Origin of the sequence: Syntrophomonas palmitatica JCM 14374 (assembly GCF_001311885.1) — a bacterium.
Classification (GTDB): domain Bacteria; phylum Bacillota; class Syntrophomonadia; order Syntrophomonadales; family Syntrophomonadaceae; genus Syntrophomonas_A; species Syntrophomonas_A palmitatica.
In genome coordinates, this window is record NZ_BBCE01000015.1 from 18,996 (window position 1) to 36,238 (window position 17,243).

The following is a 17,243-nucleotide window of genomic DNA, read 5'->3' on the forward strand; positions in this document are numbered from 1 at the left end:
ATAATAATCTTGATTGATTTATTTAATAAAACTGCAACCGGTTAAGTATTTATCCACCGCGCGGGCGCAAGTTTGCCTTCCTGAATCGCCCAAACGACCAGGCTTTGCCCCATGCGCATGTCACCGGCCACAAATACTTTTTCGGTGCTGGTCTCAAATTTGCCAAATTCGGCCAGTACGTTGGTTTTTCCATCCCGTCTCAGATTCAATTCATCCGGGAGAGTGTCTTCCGGTCCGATAAAACCTAAAGCTATAAGTACCAGTTCTGCGGGCCAGACCTTTTCACTGCCGGGTACCTTAACAGGCTCCAAAATACCATTAGTATTTTTAAACCAGTTATATCAACCGTATGCACCGCTTGCACCTCTCCCTGGCTATTACCAGAGATTTTTTGCGTTGAGATCAGATAATGCCGCGGGTCGCTGCCACTGACGCTGATGGCTTCAGCCTGGCCATAGTCAATTTTTTGCCTTTTGGGCCACTCCGGCCAGGGATTGGATGATTTAATGCGTCGGTCCGGCGGTTCAGGCATGATTTCAAACTGATGAACACTCCTGCAGTTTTGGCGGATAGCTGCAGCCACACAATCGGTTCCAGTATCACCGCCGCCAATGATTATAACATTTTTTATCTGCCGCGTTGATATAATGATTGTCTGAATCATCAGCATTCAGCAGACTCCGTGTGCTTCCTATAAGATAGTCCAGAGCCAAATGCACTCCCTTAAGTTCGCTTCCTTCCACATTCAGCTGCCTGGCCTTTCGTGCTCCGGCGCAGAGAACCACGCATCATATTTAGCCACCAGTTCTTGGGCGGGCAGGTCTTTGCCAATATCAGTGCTGAGAATAAACTTAATCCCTGATTCCCGCATGTAACCTATACGCCTGTCGATAATGATTTTATCCAGTTTCATGTTGGGAATTCCGTACATCATTAATCCGCCTGGCCGGTCATCCCTTTCATAAACGGTTACATCATGACCGACCGCATTGAGGTAATAAGCCGCAGACAAACCGGCCGGACCTGATCCTACTACCGCAACCCTATAACCTGTCGGGGCAGCTTTGCTTGTTTTTACCCAACCCTCAGCAAAAGCTTTCTCGATAATCTCAAATTCAATGTTTTTAATTGTGACCGGGTCCCATTTATATCCTGCAGTACAAGCTCCTTCGCAGGGAGCGGGACATACACGCGCTGTGAATTCCGGGAAGGGATTAGTTCGCACCAGTCTTTGGTAGGCTTCTTCCCATTGGCCCTGGTACACCAGATCATTCCATTCCGGGATGAGATTATGCAGGGGACATCCTGATGTCATACCATTTAATATTACCCCGCTGTGGCAAAAAGGCACCCCGCAATTCATGCACCTGGCCGCTTGAGTGCTGACCACCGCTAAATCCTGGTGTGTTTTTATTTCATTCCAGTCCATAATTCGCTCTTGGGCGGGACGTTGGTCCGGATCGATTCTGGGGTAATCCATAAATCCAGTAGCTTTTCCCATATTACTCCCCCACCTCAGTCTCTTTCTCTCCGGTTTTTTATCCATTGGAATAGTAAATAGATTAATGGCTGTTGCCTATATTCCAGGTTGTATCCTCCAGAATACGTTTGTATACGGTTGGTATTACTTTTGTAAATCTGGGCAGATACCTATTCCATTCGTTTAATACCTTGAGTCCCTGAGGACTTCCAGTATAGTCAACGTGTCTGGAGATCAAATCCAACACTTCCTCTATTTCCTGAGAAGATGTCAATTTATCAAGGATCACCATGGATTTATTGCAGCAGGTTTCATCAAAATCGAGAATATAGGCAATTCCGCCTGACATACCGGCTGCAAAGTTTCGTCCAGTTTTACCCAGAATGACGACTTTGCCTCCAGTCATATATTCACAGCCATGATCGCCTACTCCCTCAACCACTGCCCTGATGCCGCTGTTTCTGACGCAGAATCTTTCCCCGGCTATGCCATTAATGTATGCTTCTCCGGATGTGGCCCCATAGAATGCAACATTGCCAATGAGAATATTATTCTGGGGATCGAGATCCGTTCCCCGGGGAGGATACACAATTATCTTGCTGCCTGACAAGCCTTTGCCGATATAGTCATTAGCGTCTCCTTCTAATTCCAGAGTCATCCCATGAGGTGTAAAGGCGCCAAAACTTTGTCCTGCCGAACCCACAAAAATTAGCTTAATAGTATCCTCAGGAAGTCCGTTTTCACCATATCTTCTGGTAATTTCACTGCCTGTCATAGTGCCTACTACCCGGTCAACATTTGTGATTTTCAATTTCGCCCGAATAGGTTTCTGATGTTCCAGGGCAGGCTGGCACATTCTGAGTAGTTTACGGGCATCCAGTGATTTTTCCAGCATATGATTTTGGGGGCGCGTTTTGCTGCGGCCGACATGTGACCCGGCATAAGGCTGATATAATATGGGTGAAAGGTCAAGATGCGATGCTTTCCAATGCTTTATTGCATCTCTATTTTTTAGTTTATCCGTACGGCCTACCATCTCCTGTACAGTTCTGAAACCCAGCCGGGCCATGATTTCCCGCATTTCCTGGGCAACAAAGCGCATATAGTTTTCGACATGCTCCGGTTGACCTATAAAATTCCGGCGTAAATTCTCATCCTGGGTGGCAATTCCTGCCGGACAGGTATTGAGATGGCATACCCGCATCATTACGCAGCCAAGAGCAATCAAGGGAGTAGTGGCAAAACCATACTCCTCAGCTCCCAGCAGGCGGCTATGACAACATCACGTCCCGACATGAGCTTGCCGTCGGTTTCCAGAGTCACCCTGTCTCTAAGCCGATTAAGAACCAGGGTCTGGTGGGTTTCAGCCAGACCGAGTTCCCAGGGCAGTCCGGCATTTCGAATGCTGGTGCGAGGTGCGGCGCCGGTTCCTCCGTCATAGCCGCTAATTAATATGACATCGGCTTTGCCTTTGGCCACCCCGGCGGCAATTGTACCGACACCGACTTCTGAAACCAGCTTAACACTTATATTAGCGTTCGAATTTGCATTTTTTAAATCGTGAATAAGTTCTCCCAAATCTTCAATCGAATATATATCATGATGAGGCGGCGGAGAAATAAGGTCTACCCCGGGAGTAGAATGCCTTACCTGAGCTATGGCCGGAAATACTTTTCCTCCCGGAAGCTGGCCTCCTTCACCGGGCTTAGCGCCTTGCGCCATTTTAATTTGAATTTCTGAGGCATGTACCAAATAATTGCTGGTAACCCCGAACCGTCCAGATGCAACTTGCTTAATAGCGCTGTTTTTTATGTCGCCGTTTTTCTCCGGTTCATAGCGGGCCGGGTCTTCTCCGCCTTCGCCGCTGTTGCTCTTGCCGCCCAGACGGTTCATGGCAATAGCCAGACATTCATGGGCCTCTTTACTGATTGAACCATAAGACATGGCCCCAGTCTTAAACCGCCTGACAATCGATTCTACAGGTTCAACTTCTTCAATGGGAATGGTATCACCGGGATTAATATTAAAATCCAGCAGGCTTCTTAAGGTATATACTTGTTCCTTGTTTATTTTCCGGGTGAATTCCTTAAAAAGCTGATAGCTGTTTTCACGGCAGGCTCGCTGCAGAAGGTAAATAGTTTCCGGGTTGTAAAGATGTAATTCTCCGTTTTCCTTGCATTGAAAATATCCGCCCACTTCAAGTGTACCACGGCAGGGATTTTTGTCATTGTAAGCGCTGTCATGGCGCATCCTGCTTTCCAGAGCAATTTCTTCTATACCTATACCATCCAGCCTTGAGGGCGTCATGCTAAAATATTTGTCAACCAGGTCTTTATTTAACCCCACAGCTTCAAATACCTGGGCGCCGTGGTAGCTTCGCATGGTGGAGATGCCCATTTTGTTTATAACTTTCAGCATTCCTTTAACAGATGCTTTGATAAAATTCTGCCGGGCTTCCTCAAAGGTTAGTCCTGATAATCTTTCCTGTTCACACAGTTGGCGGACGGTTTCAAAGACCAGGTAAGGATTAACAGCGGTAACGCCATATCCAATAAGGGTGCAAAAATGATGGACTTCACGTGGCTCTCCTGATTCTAAAACGATACCTACATTGGTTCTGATCTCTCTTCTGATTAAATGATGGTGCAGCGCAGATGAAGCCAGCAGCGCCGGGATAGGAGCCCATACTTCATTTACTCCCCGGTCGGAAAGGATAATGATATTAATTCCTTCATTTATAGCCTGATCCGCTTCGCGAAAAATGCGCTCTAATGATTTATTCATGCCGGCAGCGTCATCGCAGACTTTATAAAGAATAGAAATAGTTGCAGACTTAAAACGGTCACAGCTTAAATTTTTTAGACTTTGTAATTGTTCGTTAGTTAAAATAGGGTGTTCAAGTAAGATGCAGGCTGAATCATTCCGGTGAGGATTCAGCAGATTACCGGTACTGCCTAATGGCAGACTGCTTGATGTTACAATTTCTTCCCTTATGCCATCAATAGGAGGATTGGTAACTTGAGCAAAAAGCTGCTTAAAATATAAATATAGCATCTGCGGCTGCTCAGATAACACTGCCAAGGGGGAATCCATCCCCATCGCGCCTACCGGATCAGAACCTTGTGCCGCCATGGGTTGAATAGTAAGATAAATATCTTCAAACGTATAACCGAAAGCTTTCTGCTGCGCCAGCAAAGTGTCATTATTTATTATTTCCGCCGGAGCACCGGCCTCAATTTCAGCCAAATTTACAATATGCTGCTGGTTCCATTCCTTATAGGGATGCAATCTGGCAGTGCTTTCTTTTATTTCATCGTCAGTGACAATTCTTTGTGCTTCCGTATCAATAAGGAGCATTTTTCCAGGTTCCAGACGACCTTTATATTTTACGTTTTCTGGTTTGATGTCAATCACCCCGACCTCTGAGGCAAGAATAACACGGTCGTCTTTGGTTACGTAATAGCGGGCCGGCTCAATCCGTTTCTGTCAAGGATGCCACCGATAACGGTTCCGTCACAAAATGCGATAGCAGAGGGACCGTCCCAGGGTTCCATAATAAAGTTGTTGAATTTGAAAAACTCATATCGATCGGCTGATATATGATGATTTTTTTCCCATGGTTCAGGGATCATCATCATTATGGCATGAGCCAGCGAACGGCCGGTAAGGTGCAGGAATTCCAGGCAGTTATCAAACATGGCTGAATCGCTGCCTGAATCATCGATTATCGGATATACCTTTGTAATGTCCTCAAAAAGCGGGGAATCAATCACCTTTTGCCGGGCTTTCATCCAGTTTACATTGCCGCGAATGGTATTGATTTCGCCGTTATGGACAATATAGCGGTTGGGATGGGCTCTCTCCCAGCTGGGGAAGGTATTGGTACTGAATCGGGAATGCACCATGGCCAGAGATGACGCGAAATCAAGATCAGACAGATCAAGGTAAAAGTTACGCAGCTGCTCGGCCGTAAGCATTCCTTTATATACGATTGTTTTCGATGAAAGACTGGCAATATAAAAGGTGCCGCCCTTAACCTCACACAGGGGAATTATAATTTTTTCTGCTCTTTTGCGAATGATATAGAGCTTTCTTTCAAAATCTAAAGGATCACAAATCGCTTTATCCCTGGCAATAAAAACCTGAATAAAACGAGGCATTACTGATTTGGCGTTTTCACCAATAGCGGTCTTGTCAATAGGGACTTCTCTCCATCCCAAAATCGTTTGACCTTCCTCATTTACAATCTGCTCAAATGTCTGCATTTGGGTATGACGAAAATCATCATAACGATGGGCGAAAAGCATGCCTACTCCATATTGACCTTGTTCAGGCAAATCAAACCCTAGCACGCCGCATTCCCTCTTAAAGAAGTCGTGCGGTATCTGGAGCATTATGCCTGCTCCATCGCCGGTATTTTCATCAGCGCCACTGGCGCCTCGATGGCTGAGGTTTTCTAATACGGTTAAAGCGTCCTCAATAATTTGATGAGACTTACAACCTTTAATATGGGCTACAAATCCCATACCACATGCATCATGCTCAAATAATGGATCATACAAACCTTGTTTTGGCGGCAGCCCATCGATATTCATCATAATCACCCTCATCGGTAGATTAATAACTAACTCAACTTACGCAGCTGACCAATTATGCGATACAACTGGATTGTTATTGGGCATCGCTTCTGCCCTGTCATTCAGAGCGTTAGCGAAGCAATATAAAAATGACTTGGCGACGGATAAATTGCTTCGCTGCGCTCGCAATGTAATATAAGATAGCTCGCAGGGTGTGATTTAAACAAGGCGACCTAAGATTAAGACCTGGGGGCAGACACCAGCGTCACTTAAAACTTGGTTAAATATTTGGTTACTTCCCATGCGGTTACTTGCATGTTATAGTCGTTCCATTCCTCAAGTCTGCCAACCCGGAAATTTTCATATATATGCGATCCCAGGGCTGATTTAATAATTTCACTTTCATCCAACTCATGGAGTGCTTCCAGCAGGTTTCCGGGAAGACTGCCTATGCCCAGAGCGGCTCTTTCCTCCTCCTCCATTTTGTAAATATTACGGTCAACGGCTGCCGGGGGCTCAATTTTATTCTTAATACCGTCCAGGCCAGCCATCAGCATTACTGCCATGGCCAGATAGGGATTACAGGAAGGATCGGGGTTTCTTACTTCTATGCGGGTGCTTAAACCGCGTTTGGCCGGAACTCTGACCAGGCAGCTGCGGTTGGCTCCGGACCAGGCAATATTAACCGGAGCTTCAAAACCCGGTACCAGCCTTTTATACGAATTCACAGTCGGGTTGGTTATCGCCGTAAAAGCCCGGGCATGTTTGAGGATGCCGCCCATGTAATACCGGGCTGTATCACTCAGCTGATCTGGACCATTGGGATCATAAAATGCGTTCTGACCATCCTTAAACAATGATTGGTGGGTATGCATACCGGAACCGTTGATACCGAATATAGGTTTGGGCATGAAAGATGCGTGCAGGCCATGACGCTGCGCGATAGAACGCACTACCAGCTTAAAGGTCATGATAGCATCTGCCACATGCAGGGCATTGCCGTACTTAAAATCAATTTCATGCTGTCCGGGAGCTACCTCATGATGAGAGGCCTCTATTTCATATCCCATTTCTTCCAAGGTGGAATCCATATCCCGGCGGGCATTTTCCCCAAGATCTATGGGCGCTAAATCGAAATAACCCGCTTCATCCTGGGTCTGTGTAGTAGCATGGCCTTTTTCATCGGAAAGAAACAGGAAAAATTCAGCTTCTGGTCCTACATTCATGTTATAACCAAGGTCATGCGCTTCTTTTAATACCCGTTTCAGATTGTTGCGCGGGCATCCAAGAAACGGGGTGCCGTCCGGCAGATAAATGTCACAAATCAGACGGGCTACTTTGCCGTTAGCCGATCTCCAGGGGAAAATAACGAAGGTGTCCAGGTCGGGAACCATATACATATCTGATTCCGATATATCAGCGAAACCGTTAATGGAAGAACCATCAAACATGATCTCTCCATTTAGAGCTTTTTCCAATTGGCTTATGGGTACGGCCAGGTTTTTCATGATGCCGGTGATATCAGTAAATTGCAGCCTAATAAATCTGACATCGTTTTCTTTAACTTTTTTAATAATTTCCAGTTTCTTGTCATTCATTTTAATCTCTCCTCCATTTTATTAGTGTTTGTCAGCAGCCAGGATTGTCTGAGCAATTTCCTTCATTGGTATGCTCCGTTTCATGCTTTCTGTTTGCATCATCCGATAGGCTTCAGCCTCATCGATACCAAACTGTTTCATTAAAATCCCTTTGGCCTTTTCAATATCTTTACGAGCCTGGAGACGGTCTTTTAAAATATGAATTTCCTGTTTGGCATCGGAAAGCCGGTTTTTATATAGAAACAGGACTTCAATAACTGTCAGCAAAGTCTCATCGGAATAAGGTTTTTGAATCTGAGCAATGCTGTCGGGAAACCTGTATCTTGGTTCTTGTACCAGCAATAATACACTGCTTATTTCGTCTGCTTCTATAATTCCCGCTATTTCTGGAACGCTTCCCCCTTTCAGACTTGAATCGATAATTATTAGATCAGGGTATATGGTGCGTGCTTTTCGCAGGAGGTCCGCACCGTTGGCGGCTTCAGCTTCAACCAAATAGCCGGAATGTTTGAGCAATTCCTTAAGCCTCCTTCGGCTGTTGTCATTGCTATCAGCGATTAGTATGGTTAATTCGCTCACATCCGTATCACCTGCCTTCAAAACAATAGGTGCCCACAGTGTAGCTGGCAGTTACAGCTAACCATGGACACCATCGCCCTGCTTTTTATTATGTTACACGGCTATTATATTAATACTTTAAGAAATCTGCAATGCTTCTGAGTGATTTATACTGTATACCTGTTTCTTTAGGCATAATGCATTATATTTGCATGACTATTATTTATAACATAAACGAAAATCGATATCCCTTAACCTGTTCTAATACACAGAATTTTGCCAATATACAGGCAGCGCCTGGTGTAATAAAATGTTAATATTAATAAAGAAATCACAACGGTTGAACTGTAGGGTAAGAAAAAACTTAAAAGGTTTGAACCTTATCTCCTTCCTGTACAACTATTTTTATATATATTTGTGGTTGCGTTGATGTGGTTGAATAGATATATGTTTGGAGGTTATTATGGAGCAGAAAATCATAATTGAAAGATATACCAGACAAAAAAGAAAACGCACCTATATAATTATTCCTGTAGTTATTGTTTTATTGGCCGGAGCAGGTGTTTTCAGCACAGCCGCTTATACCGGCTGGAACCTCACTCATCCAGATAGGCTGGCTCTTTGTGCGAACCCGCAAAGTGTTGGCCTTGATTATGAAAATGTGGAGTTTAACAGCAGAGATGATGCGATTCAGCTCAAAGGCTGGCTTATCCCAGCAACAAACAGTAATAAAACCATCATATTCGCTCACGGATACCGCCGCAACCGGGCTGACGATTCCGTTCCCATGCTGGATCTGGCCCGTGATATGGTGCAAAGAGGCTATAATGTGCTGCTGTTTGATTTCAGGAATTCCGGTGAATCGGGAGGACATCTTACCACTGTCGGTCAATATGAAGTGCGTGACTTATTGGGTGCAATAGACTACGTGAAAACCCGGCCCCAAATTAGCCGGGATATCGTTTTATTAGGTTTTTCCATGGGAGCGTCCACTTCCCTGCTGGCAGGGGCTCGTGATACGGAAGTGGATGCGGTTATTGCTGACGCGCCTTTCGCTGATATGCAAAGCTACCTCAATGACAACCTTAGTATTTGGACTGATTTGCCATCGTTTCCATTCAACCAGGCCTTTTTTATTATTGTTCCGCTTTTCACCGGACTAGATCCTGATCAAGTCAGTCCCATTAATGAAATAAAAAACTTCAAAGGACGCCCGGTTCTGTTGATACATGGCACCGCTGACAGCAAGATACCTATAAGCAATAGTGAAGCACTAAAAGAGGCCTACCCCAAGGCCCAACTGCTAAAAGTGCCGGGTTCAGACCATTGTGACAGTTATCATGACCATCCAGATTTATACCTGAAGACCCTGGAGCAGTTCCTGTCCAAGGTGTGATATTAAGTTAGTTGACATAGATCACATAGAAAAGTATTACTCTTCGTTATCTATCTCGCAGGTTGAGACGCCCAATATGGCACTGAGAGGACAGTAGCGAATCAGTCCGGTGGTTATTGGCAAAAGCCCGATTAATCCCCACCAGCTTTTAAAATATAAACCCAGCAAAATTATTGCTATGCCCAGTATAATCCTAATTACCTGTTCTGTTTTGCCGACATTGCATTTCACATTAATCACCTCTGAACTATTGTGTGCAGTTGATAATAATTTCATAAATTTTTATTTGTCCTGTACAATGTTAATAAATAATGGAAATGATTTGGAGGCGTATGCTAATGAAAGAAACTATCCTTATTGATAACGGCCAGGACAGATCTCAAGAAGTGAAGGCAACTATTTTCTATCTGACCGGGACTGGAAATTCTTTATGGACGGCACGCTGTCTGGCGCAGGAACTAGGTGATACAGAAATAATTTCGATGACAAGTTGGAATGAGAATCGCCGGCCCATTGTTTCTAAGGCAATCGGATTAGTATTCCCCGTGCATATGTGGGGAGTACCTCAACGGGTTTTAGAATTCCTGGATGAATTACCAGCGATGTCTCCAGATTATATATTTGCTGTAGCCACTAATGCCGGACAGGTATCCAATACCCTGGTTCAGCTGAAAAATGTTATGAACTCAAAAGGCTTAACCTTATCGAGTGCCTGGTCGGTAATTCTGCCTTCAAATTATATACCCTGGGGAGGCCCGGGTCCCTTGCATGAACAAAACGAGCGTTTTCAAAAGGCTCGCATAAAGTTGACTTCAATTGCACAAAAAATCCATGAACGATCAAAAATGCCGGTGGAAAAAGGACCACTATGGCAGAGAATAATTTTTACTTTTTTATATAAAATTACGTTTCCTATCGTACATAAAATGGATGATAATTTCTGGGTTGATGACCGCTGTAATCAATGCGGCTTATGTGTTAAGTTATGCCCGGCGCATAATATTAAGTTTGATAATGAAAAGTTGGTTTGGCAAAATCGTTGTGAACAATGTTTTACCTGTTTGCAGTGGTGCCCCCAGGAGGCTTTGCAGTATGGCAAGAAAACCCCGGCATATGAGAGATATCATCATCCTGAAGTAAAGATGAAAGACCTTCTTAATAAATAATATATATTATGTATCCTAACTGAACGTTAATAAAAAGCAGCCCTAAAGCTGCTTAAGTTTATAATGTTTAACAGATTTTTATGCGAGGAATTTGGGCCTCGCAGTATTATAATGATAATAAAAATACATCAGCAGTGCATAAATCCTTTCACAGGCGCTATCTCCAGGCGCAGATGTAGTTTTCAGCTAAATCTATGGCAACGAATAAAACGAAACCCATTAAGCTGAGAACAACGATTCCGGCGTACATATCCAGGTAATTGACCCGCATCCATGAATCCATTATGAAGTAACCCATGCCGTATTCAGTACCGAAGGTTTCAGTGAAAAATAGTATAGAAACGGCTGTCCCCAAAGCCAAACGGGTTGAGGTTAATATTTCTGCAATTGAGGCAGGCAGAACTATTTCACTGAAGGTCTGCCAGCGGCTGGCCCCCAGCGATTGCAGGGAACGGAAGGTTTCCTGCGGAATATCCTTTACGGCATCCCGCGCGGTAATAATGATCTGAAAAATTATGATTAGTACAATCATAATAAGTTTTGAAGATTCGCCCAGGCCGAACAAGAGCATGACGACCGGCAGCAGAGCGATTTTGGGAACTGGATAGGTGAAATAAACCAGAGGTGACAGAACTTTGTCCACTCGTTCAAAATAGCCCATCAAAAAGCCCAAGGGAACTCCGATTATGATTGAAATGGCTATGCCCTCCACAATCCGGCCCAAGCTGAAAAGTAAGTGGATTTCCATTTTGGATGCAAATATCACGGCAATATTTGCAAAAACGGCAATTGGCGAAGGGATAATGGGAAGTTTAGTTATCACTGCTGCCAAATACCATAATACGATTACGACTATAAAGCCATATACAGATCCCAGCCATTTTTCTTTTGACATGAACTGCTCATCCTTTATGAAGTATATTCCGTAGTCTTACTGACATATCATGGTATTCATCTCTGGTTCTCAAGTTCTCCATTTGGAAACATGGATTGTCCAGTACCTGCAGTATTCTTCCCGGCGAAGGTGTAAAGACTGCGATTTTGCTGCCCAAATAAAGAGCCTCATCAACACTGTGGGTAATGAAAATCGTGGTTACAGTATGTTGTTTCCAGATCTGCAAAAAGAGTTCCTGTATTTCTTCACGGGTAATCGCGTCCAGAGCAGAAAATGGTTCGTCCATTAGCAACAGATCAGGTTTTAAGATGAAGGCCCTGGCTATAGCCACACGCTGCTGCTGTCCCCCGCTCAGTTCTTTAGGATACCGGTCTAAAAGTTTATCAATGCCCAGCTGAGTCAGAATATACTGGCTGTATTCATCCGGCTTTTGTTGATTATCTTTAATTTTTGTGCCCAGCATACTGTTTTGGCAAACGGTCTTCCAGGGCAAAAGTCCGTAGTTTTGCAGTATCAGCCCAATGCGCTGTTCTTTCGGATCTATGGGCTGTCCGTCTATAGTGACAGTCCCCTTATAATGTTTTAATATCCCGGCTAACACATATAAAAATGTTGACTTGCCACATCCGGACGGGCCGATAAAAGTATATATTTCTCCGGAGTTTATTTTTATGTTTATTTTGTCCAGTGCCAGGGTCAGAGCGTTCTTTCCCTGGTATTTTACACTTAGGTCTTTGATTTCAATCACCAGGATGTTACCTCAATACACTGCCGTCTACCAGATCTTCATAAGTATAACTGCCTTTAATGAGATGCTTGGCCGTTAACCACTTTACCACATCGTCAACGATTTCTTTCTCGGGCAGTTCCGCATGGCTATACTGGGGAAGTTTTATTGAATCTCTTACTTCCATCGGGAAACCTTGTTTCTCTATCAAAAAATCGATGTATTTATCAGGAGATTCCTTATACAAATAATCAACGGCATCGTTATAGGCACGGTAAATAGCCTTGATTTCAGCTCGTTTTTCCTGCAGGCTTTTGACGGTAAAGGCAATAGCTCCAGCTTTATTGCCCATCTGATCGGTGCTGCTTAAAACTGTGGCTCCATTTTTTACAGCCAAACCTGCCAGGGGTTCAGGTAGAATGGCTGCATCAATCTTGCCTCCCTGCAGCATTTCATAACGGGTAGGCAGCGGCGGGATGGCAATTTTATTTACTTGTGCCGGTTCAATCTTAACTGCTTCCAGCATTTTATCTGCTGTATATTCCATGATTGTATTTGTTGACATGCCTACGTTTTTGCCTTTAAGACTATAAATTGAATTTATGCCTGAATTTTTACCGGCCATCAATTCTAGATTACCTTCATTTTTTGAGGTGATTTTTATTTTAAATCCTCCGTCATTAGCAAAGGCCACGGCCAGAACATCGGAAATTACTCCGTCCAGTTCTCCGCTTTGCAGGGCTGAATCCCTGTCCTTGGCGCTTTTAAAGGGCACCAGTTTAACCTTAACCCCTTCTTTATCAAAGTAACCGTTTTTTTCGGCAATTATAAAGGGTATTGACTCAACATCTGGCATGACGCCAATTGTAATAGTCTTCTGAACCACGGTCTTTTTCGGCTCCGGTGTACTTTTCTCCTGGTTTTTGCTGCAGCCCGCCATGGTCAGACTGCATAACAGAACTAACATACAAATTACATATTTTTTCATTATGCATCATTCCCGCCCCTCATCTTTATCTGCAAACAAGTTTAATACATCATTCTGCATAAAACCAGACCTAATAAACCTGTATGACGCCAGCAAAATACTCCCCAGCGCTGCAGTCCGGGGAGCAATCAGGAAATATAGTCAAAAATGTTTCACGTGAAACAAGACTGGATTCAATCAATAATGAGAATATAGCGCTAAACTTACGCACCAGCACAGGTTAGGGGTTATAATTTCAAAATACGGTACAGCTTCTTAATGCCCCGTCTCTTTTCAGGTTTTTCGGCATACATCTGATTGTCAGCCTGGCGGAAAATTTCACCCATGCTTGAATCTTCTGAAGCTTTAAAGGCATAACCGATAGACAGACTTAAAGGATAGAGGGCTTTCTCACGATTGTAATCAATGACCGCCTGACGCAACCGTTCCACAGCCGCATTCAGTTCTCTTTCAGCACAATTTTTAATTATAACTGTGAATTCATCTCCGCCAATACGTGACACGATCTCGTTATTATGACTAAAAGTTCCTGTTAGAACCTCGGCGCATTGCTTTAATAACTGATCTCCCGCGTCATGGCCCAGATTATCGTTAATATATTTTAATCCATCGACATCACAAACTAAAAGGCCCAGGTCTTTAAGGCTTCCGCTGTCAATGGCATGCATATGTTTTTCAAAATAAAAACGATTAAAGAGACCGGTTAAGGCATCATGTGTACTGATATAACGAAGCGTTTCTTCAGCTTCCTTGCGGCGGGTAATATCCTGGTCAGTACCATCAATGCGAGCCACGAAGCCATGGGTATCTTTAGCGAAATGCGCCCTGCGATTCAACCAGCGTGTTTCACCGTTAGGAAGGGAAATCGAGTATTCAGCTTCGAACCAGCCCTGCTGCAAAAGGGTATTAAAATTCTCCAATAATATTTCATGTCCGGCATGCATTAGTTCATAACCATTTGCAGCATCTTCATATATCTTTTCCAGAGGATATCCATAGATTTTTTCTGCTGAGGGACTAATATAGATCAGATCAAACGTATCCGGGGTTACAGACCATATCACATCCTGGACCGAACTTAAAATACTATCCATCTGCGCCTGCCTGTCCAGCAGCATTTCTTCCGTCTGTTTCCTGGAAGTAATGTCAATAACCAATCCCTCTATTCTAAGCGGTTTACCTGTATTGTCCTGAATGGGGACTGCCATGTCTGTGACCCATCTTATCTGCCCTTGCCCCGAAATAATTCGGTATTCACAAATCTGAGCTTCCTGACCATGGAATAGATTAAACATGACATCATTGTAGAGTTTTAAATCTCCGGGATGAATCAAATCTTTCCATTTTAAATGATTATTTATAAATTCACATTCTTCATATCCTGTAATGTTTTGAATAGCCCCGATATAATATAGAGCCGATAAATTATGGTCAATCGCATAAGCAATAATATTAAGGGCTTTGAGCTGCGTATTTTTCAATTCCCGCGCAGCCTTATCCATAGCTTCCAACCTGGCTTGCTGCTGCTCGGAATATGTATCAATAAGCTCTTTGAATCCCAATTTAATGGTTTTATTTTCCTTCGAGTTCGCCATTTGATATCACCGATCCCTTGCTCCATCGTTAACTGGTCAGCAGTTTATGCAGTTCCTGTTCGTTTACAACTTCAACCGGGAATATGGTTGACATCTGTGATAAATCTATTTCATGAGGTTGTTTTACCCTGCGCATCAGGTTGTCTATAATTATGCGGATAACAGGTCTATGCGGATTATCCGCATTTATGTGTGATACTACCCCTATTTCTCCGGTGTTTAGTTTTATAAAACTCCCCAGCGGATAAGTGGCAATGTTGGCAATCATAGCGGTGACTACGTTAGGATCAAAATATTTGCCAGACATATGTTTAATTAGATTAATAGCCTGATTAACCTGATAGGGCGGCCGGTTTGGCCTATCAGTCATAAGATTGTCATAAGTATTTGCTACAGCTACTATACGGGCATATTCATGGATATTCTTTTCCGCGAGCTGACGGGGATAACCTTTGCCATCCCAACGCTCGTGATGCTGATAGGCGACATGAGCAGATAATAACGACAGGTCAGGATACTGCCTGATGATCGCATATCCTTGTTCAGGATGTTTGGACAACTCGATATACTCTTCTTCACTTAAATTTCCCACCCGTTTAACGATGTCAGGTCAATCAGGGATTTGCCGATATCATGTAATAACGCGCCAATTCCCAATTCTTTTAATTTGTACTCGTCATATCTCATGGTGATTCCGGTCATAAGAGAAAGGGTGCAAACGCTGACCGAATGATAAAATATAACATTATCAAGTGTAGATATATCTGAAATGCTCAGTAATACATGGGAATTATCCAAAATTTCATCCAACATATTGTTGACAATTCTGCGCAGGGCCATGGTATTAATCTTGCGGTCCTGCTGCAGCTGGCTAAAGGTTTTTTTAACCAGCTTAACGGTATTAATCCTGGTTTCTTCTGAGATTACATCTTCTTCTTCGATATCATCCAATTCAGGATCGCGAATATATATGTAGTTAATGCCAAGTTCAAATAAACGGTTAATATAATACTCATCAAGTTCCACTCCGGTCCTGAGCAGAATATTGCCATCACTGTCAATTATACTTCGTCCCAACAGCATGCCAACGCTGGCATAATTCAGGGAAATCTTCCGCAAATAGTTCACCCGCCCTGTTTTGTATATAGTGGTAGAATTAGAACAGCTTCTTTTAATGATAAATTAATCATCGTAAAAACTCTATGTATTCTTAAACAATATATCGTAAACTGTCGAATATTTCATAAATCATCGAATTAGTAACTGCTAATAAAATGTTGCAAAAACTTAGTGTTATGATTAGTATTAGTTAGAATCCCATATCTGTTTCTAACATTTATTAACATTTTGAAAATGAGATGATATTTATTGGGTATAAAAATCGTTAGTGATAATAGCTGTGATCTTCCCCAAACGCTGCTAGAGGCTTATGATATTGCTGTCGTTCCATTACGGGTACGGTTTGGGGACGAGGAAATACCACCGGATAATTTTGATAATGCATCGTTTTATTCCCGCATGCAGGTTTCCCCCTTTTTACCCAGCACCAATCAGCCTTCACCCGGTGATTTTATAGCTGCTTATGAAAAGGCGCGCAATGATAATAATGAGGTTATCAGCATCCATCTTTCATCAGGTATTTCCGGAACGGTGCAATCAGCTAGCCTGGCTGTACAGATGATGGGAGACAGCCATATTCATGTTATTGATTCTCTTAAAGCTTCGGTTGGGGAAGGCCTTATGGTCCTGGAGGCGGCGCGTTTGGCGCAAAAAGGTGCGGATGTACAGTTTATTAAACAACGCATGGAAGAAATGCAGCATCACCTGCGCTGCATCTTTGTAGTGGGAAATCTTGAAGCGTTAATAAAAGGCGGACGTCTTTCAAAAACTAAAGCCTTGATTGCGGGAACCCTGGGAATTAAACCGGTTTTACACATTGAGGGAAAGGGAAGGATCGTTCCTTTTGACCGAGCACGCGGTCACGCAGGGGCTATTAACAAACTCCTGGAGGTTATGGGGAAAATGGGCCACAAACTGGATACACAGACTTTGGGTATATGCCACAGCTCTTGTCTGGATGACGCTTTATATCTTCAGGCCAAAATGCGTGAATTATTTGCCGCCAGCGAGGTGATAATAGGTGAAATCGGACCGGTTATCGGATCTCATGTTGGACCTGGGACATTTTCAGTATTCTTTGAATCTAGAGAACCTTTGTTCTAAGAAAGGTTCTCTATCATTGAGTGCTTCGCTGCGCCTGATA

The 17,243-nt window shown here is 43.5% G+C and carries 12 protein-coding genes and 2 pseudogenes; 3 read left to right on the plus strand and 11 right to left on the minus strand.

From position 1 onward, the window contains the following. Positions 1 to 18: 18 nt before the first annotated feature. From JCM14374_RS09335 to JCM14374_RS09350, 4 genes and pseudogenes are all read right to left on the minus strand, one after another. Positions 19 to 1,501: pseudogene (locus tag JCM14374_RS09335) on the minus strand (glutamate synthase subunit beta). A 61-nt stretch (positions 1,502 to 1,562) separates the two neighbouring features. Continuing rightward, positions 1,563 to 6,075: pseudogene (gene gltB / locus JCM14374_RS09340) on the minus strand (glutamate synthase large subunit). Positions 6,076 to 6,326: 251 nt separating this feature from the next. Next, the gene (gene glnA, locus JCM14374_RS09345) at positions 6,327 to 7,655 is read right to left on the minus strand and encodes a type I glutamate--ammonia ligase (protein ID WP_054696449.1); all 1,329 of its coding nucleotides are present in this window, start codon (positions 7,653 to 7,655) and stop codon (positions 6,327 to 6,329) included. A 21-nt stretch (positions 7,656 to 7,676) separates the two neighbouring features. Then, positions 7,677 to 8,255, minus strand: coding sequence for an ANTAR domain-containing response regulator (locus tag JCM14374_RS09350; protein ID WP_083454002.1), 579 nt, complete (start codon positions 8,253 to 8,255; stop codon positions 7,677 to 7,679). 421 nt (positions 8,256 to 8,676) lie between these two features. On the opposite strand from JCM14374_RS09350, the gene JCM14374_RS09355 reads away from it, so the two are divergent. Next, positions 8,677 to 9,609: an alpha/beta hydrolase gene (locus JCM14374_RS09355; protein WP_054696453.1), complete on the plus strand. Its 933-nt coding sequence runs from the start codon at positions 8,677 to 8,679 to the stop codon at positions 9,607 to 9,609. A gap of 36 nt (positions 9,610 to 9,645) precedes the next feature. On the opposite strand, the gene JCM14374_RS09360 is transcribed toward JCM14374_RS09355, so the two are convergent. Beyond that, a complete protein-coding gene (locus tag JCM14374_RS09360) occupies positions 9,646 to 9,840 on the minus strand; it encodes a YgaP family membrane protein (protein WP_172674199.1) in 195 nt (64 codons plus the stop codon). A 107-nt stretch (positions 9,841 to 9,947) separates the two neighbouring features. Here JCM14374_RS09360 and JCM14374_RS09365 point away from each other — a divergent pair, with 107 nt between their 5' ends. After that, positions 9,948 to 10,775, plus strand: coding sequence for an EFR1 family ferrodoxin (locus JCM14374_RS09365; RefSeq protein WP_054696457.1), 828 nt, complete (start codon positions 9,948 to 9,950; stop codon positions 10,773 to 10,775). Between the two features lie 157 nt (positions 10,776 to 10,932). On the opposite strand, the gene JCM14374_RS09370 is transcribed toward JCM14374_RS09365, so the two are convergent. The 6 genes from JCM14374_RS09370 to JCM14374_RS09395 form a co-directional block, all read right to left on the minus strand. Next, the gene (locus JCM14374_RS09370) at positions 10,933 to 11,670 is read right to left on the minus strand and encodes an ABC transporter permease (protein WP_054696460.1); all 738 of its coding nucleotides are present in this window, start codon (positions 11,668 to 11,670) and stop codon (positions 10,933 to 10,935) included. 7 nt (positions 11,671 to 11,677) lie between these two features. Then, positions 11,678 to 12,418, minus strand: coding sequence for an ABC transporter ATP-binding protein (locus tag JCM14374_RS09375; RefSeq protein ID WP_054696462.1), 741 nt, complete (start codon positions 12,416 to 12,418; stop codon positions 11,678 to 11,680). A 7-nt stretch (positions 12,419 to 12,425) separates the two neighbouring features. Then, positions 12,426 to 13,364, minus strand: a complete 939-nt coding sequence (locus tag JCM14374_RS09380) for an ABC transporter substrate-binding protein (RefSeq protein ID WP_207641617.1) — start codon at positions 13,362 to 13,364, stop codon at positions 12,426 to 12,428. Between the two features lie 248 nt (positions 13,365 to 13,612). Next, positions 13,613 to 14,980: a GGDEF domain-containing protein gene (locus tag JCM14374_RS09385; RefSeq protein WP_054696468.1), complete on the minus strand. Its 1,368-nt coding sequence runs from the start codon at positions 14,978 to 14,980 to the stop codon at positions 13,613 to 13,615. A 28-nt stretch (positions 14,981 to 15,008) separates the two neighbouring features. Beyond that, the gene (locus JCM14374_RS09390) at positions 15,009 to 15,572 is read right to left on the minus strand and encodes an HD-GYP domain-containing protein (RefSeq protein ID WP_172674200.1); all 564 of its coding nucleotides are present in this window, start codon (positions 15,570 to 15,572) and stop codon (positions 15,009 to 15,011) included. Further along, a complete protein-coding gene (locus JCM14374_RS09395; protein WP_054696475.1) occupies positions 15,560 to 16,099 on the minus strand; it encodes an HD-GYP domain-containing protein in 540 nt (179 codons plus the stop codon). Before JCM14374_RS09395 ends, JCM14374_RS09390 begins: the two co-directional genes overlap by 13 nt. A 249-nt stretch (positions 16,100 to 16,348) precedes the next feature. Between JCM14374_RS09395 and JCM14374_RS09400 the strand changes: the two genes are divergently transcribed. Further along, positions 16,349 to 17,203: a DegV family protein gene (locus JCM14374_RS09400; RefSeq protein WP_054696478.1), complete on the plus strand. Its 855-nt coding sequence runs from the start codon at positions 16,349 to 16,351 to the stop codon at positions 17,201 to 17,203. Positions 17,204 to 17,243: the final 40 nt, after the last annotated feature.

What these genes read in the sequence shown, in the direction of transcription:
- JCM14374_RS09365 (WP_054696457.1), top strand. Translation starts at nt 9,948, where the DNA reads ATGAAAGAAACTATCCTTATTGATAACGGCCAGGACAGATCTCAAGAA.
- JCM14374_RS09355 (WP_054696453.1), top strand. Translation starts at nt 8,677, where the DNA reads ATGGAGCAGAAAATCATAATTGAAAGATATACCAGACAAAAAAGAAAA.
- JCM14374_RS09385 (WP_054696468.1), bottom strand. Translation starts at nt 14,980, where the DNA reads ATGGCGAACTCGAAGGAAAATAAAACCATTAAATTGGGATTCAAAGAG.
- JCM14374_RS09380 (WP_207641617.1), bottom strand. Translation starts at nt 13,364, where the DNA reads ATGTTAGTTCTGTTATGCAGTCTGACCATGGCGGGCTGCAGCAAAAAC.
- JCM14374_RS09370 (WP_054696460.1), bottom strand. Translation starts at nt 11,670, where the DNA reads ATGTCAAAAGAAAAATGGCTGGGATCTGTATATGGCTTTATAGTCGTA.
- glnA (WP_054696449.1), bottom strand. Translation starts at nt 7,655, where the DNA reads ATGAATGACAAGAAACTGGAAATTATTAAAAAAGTTAAAGAAAACGAT.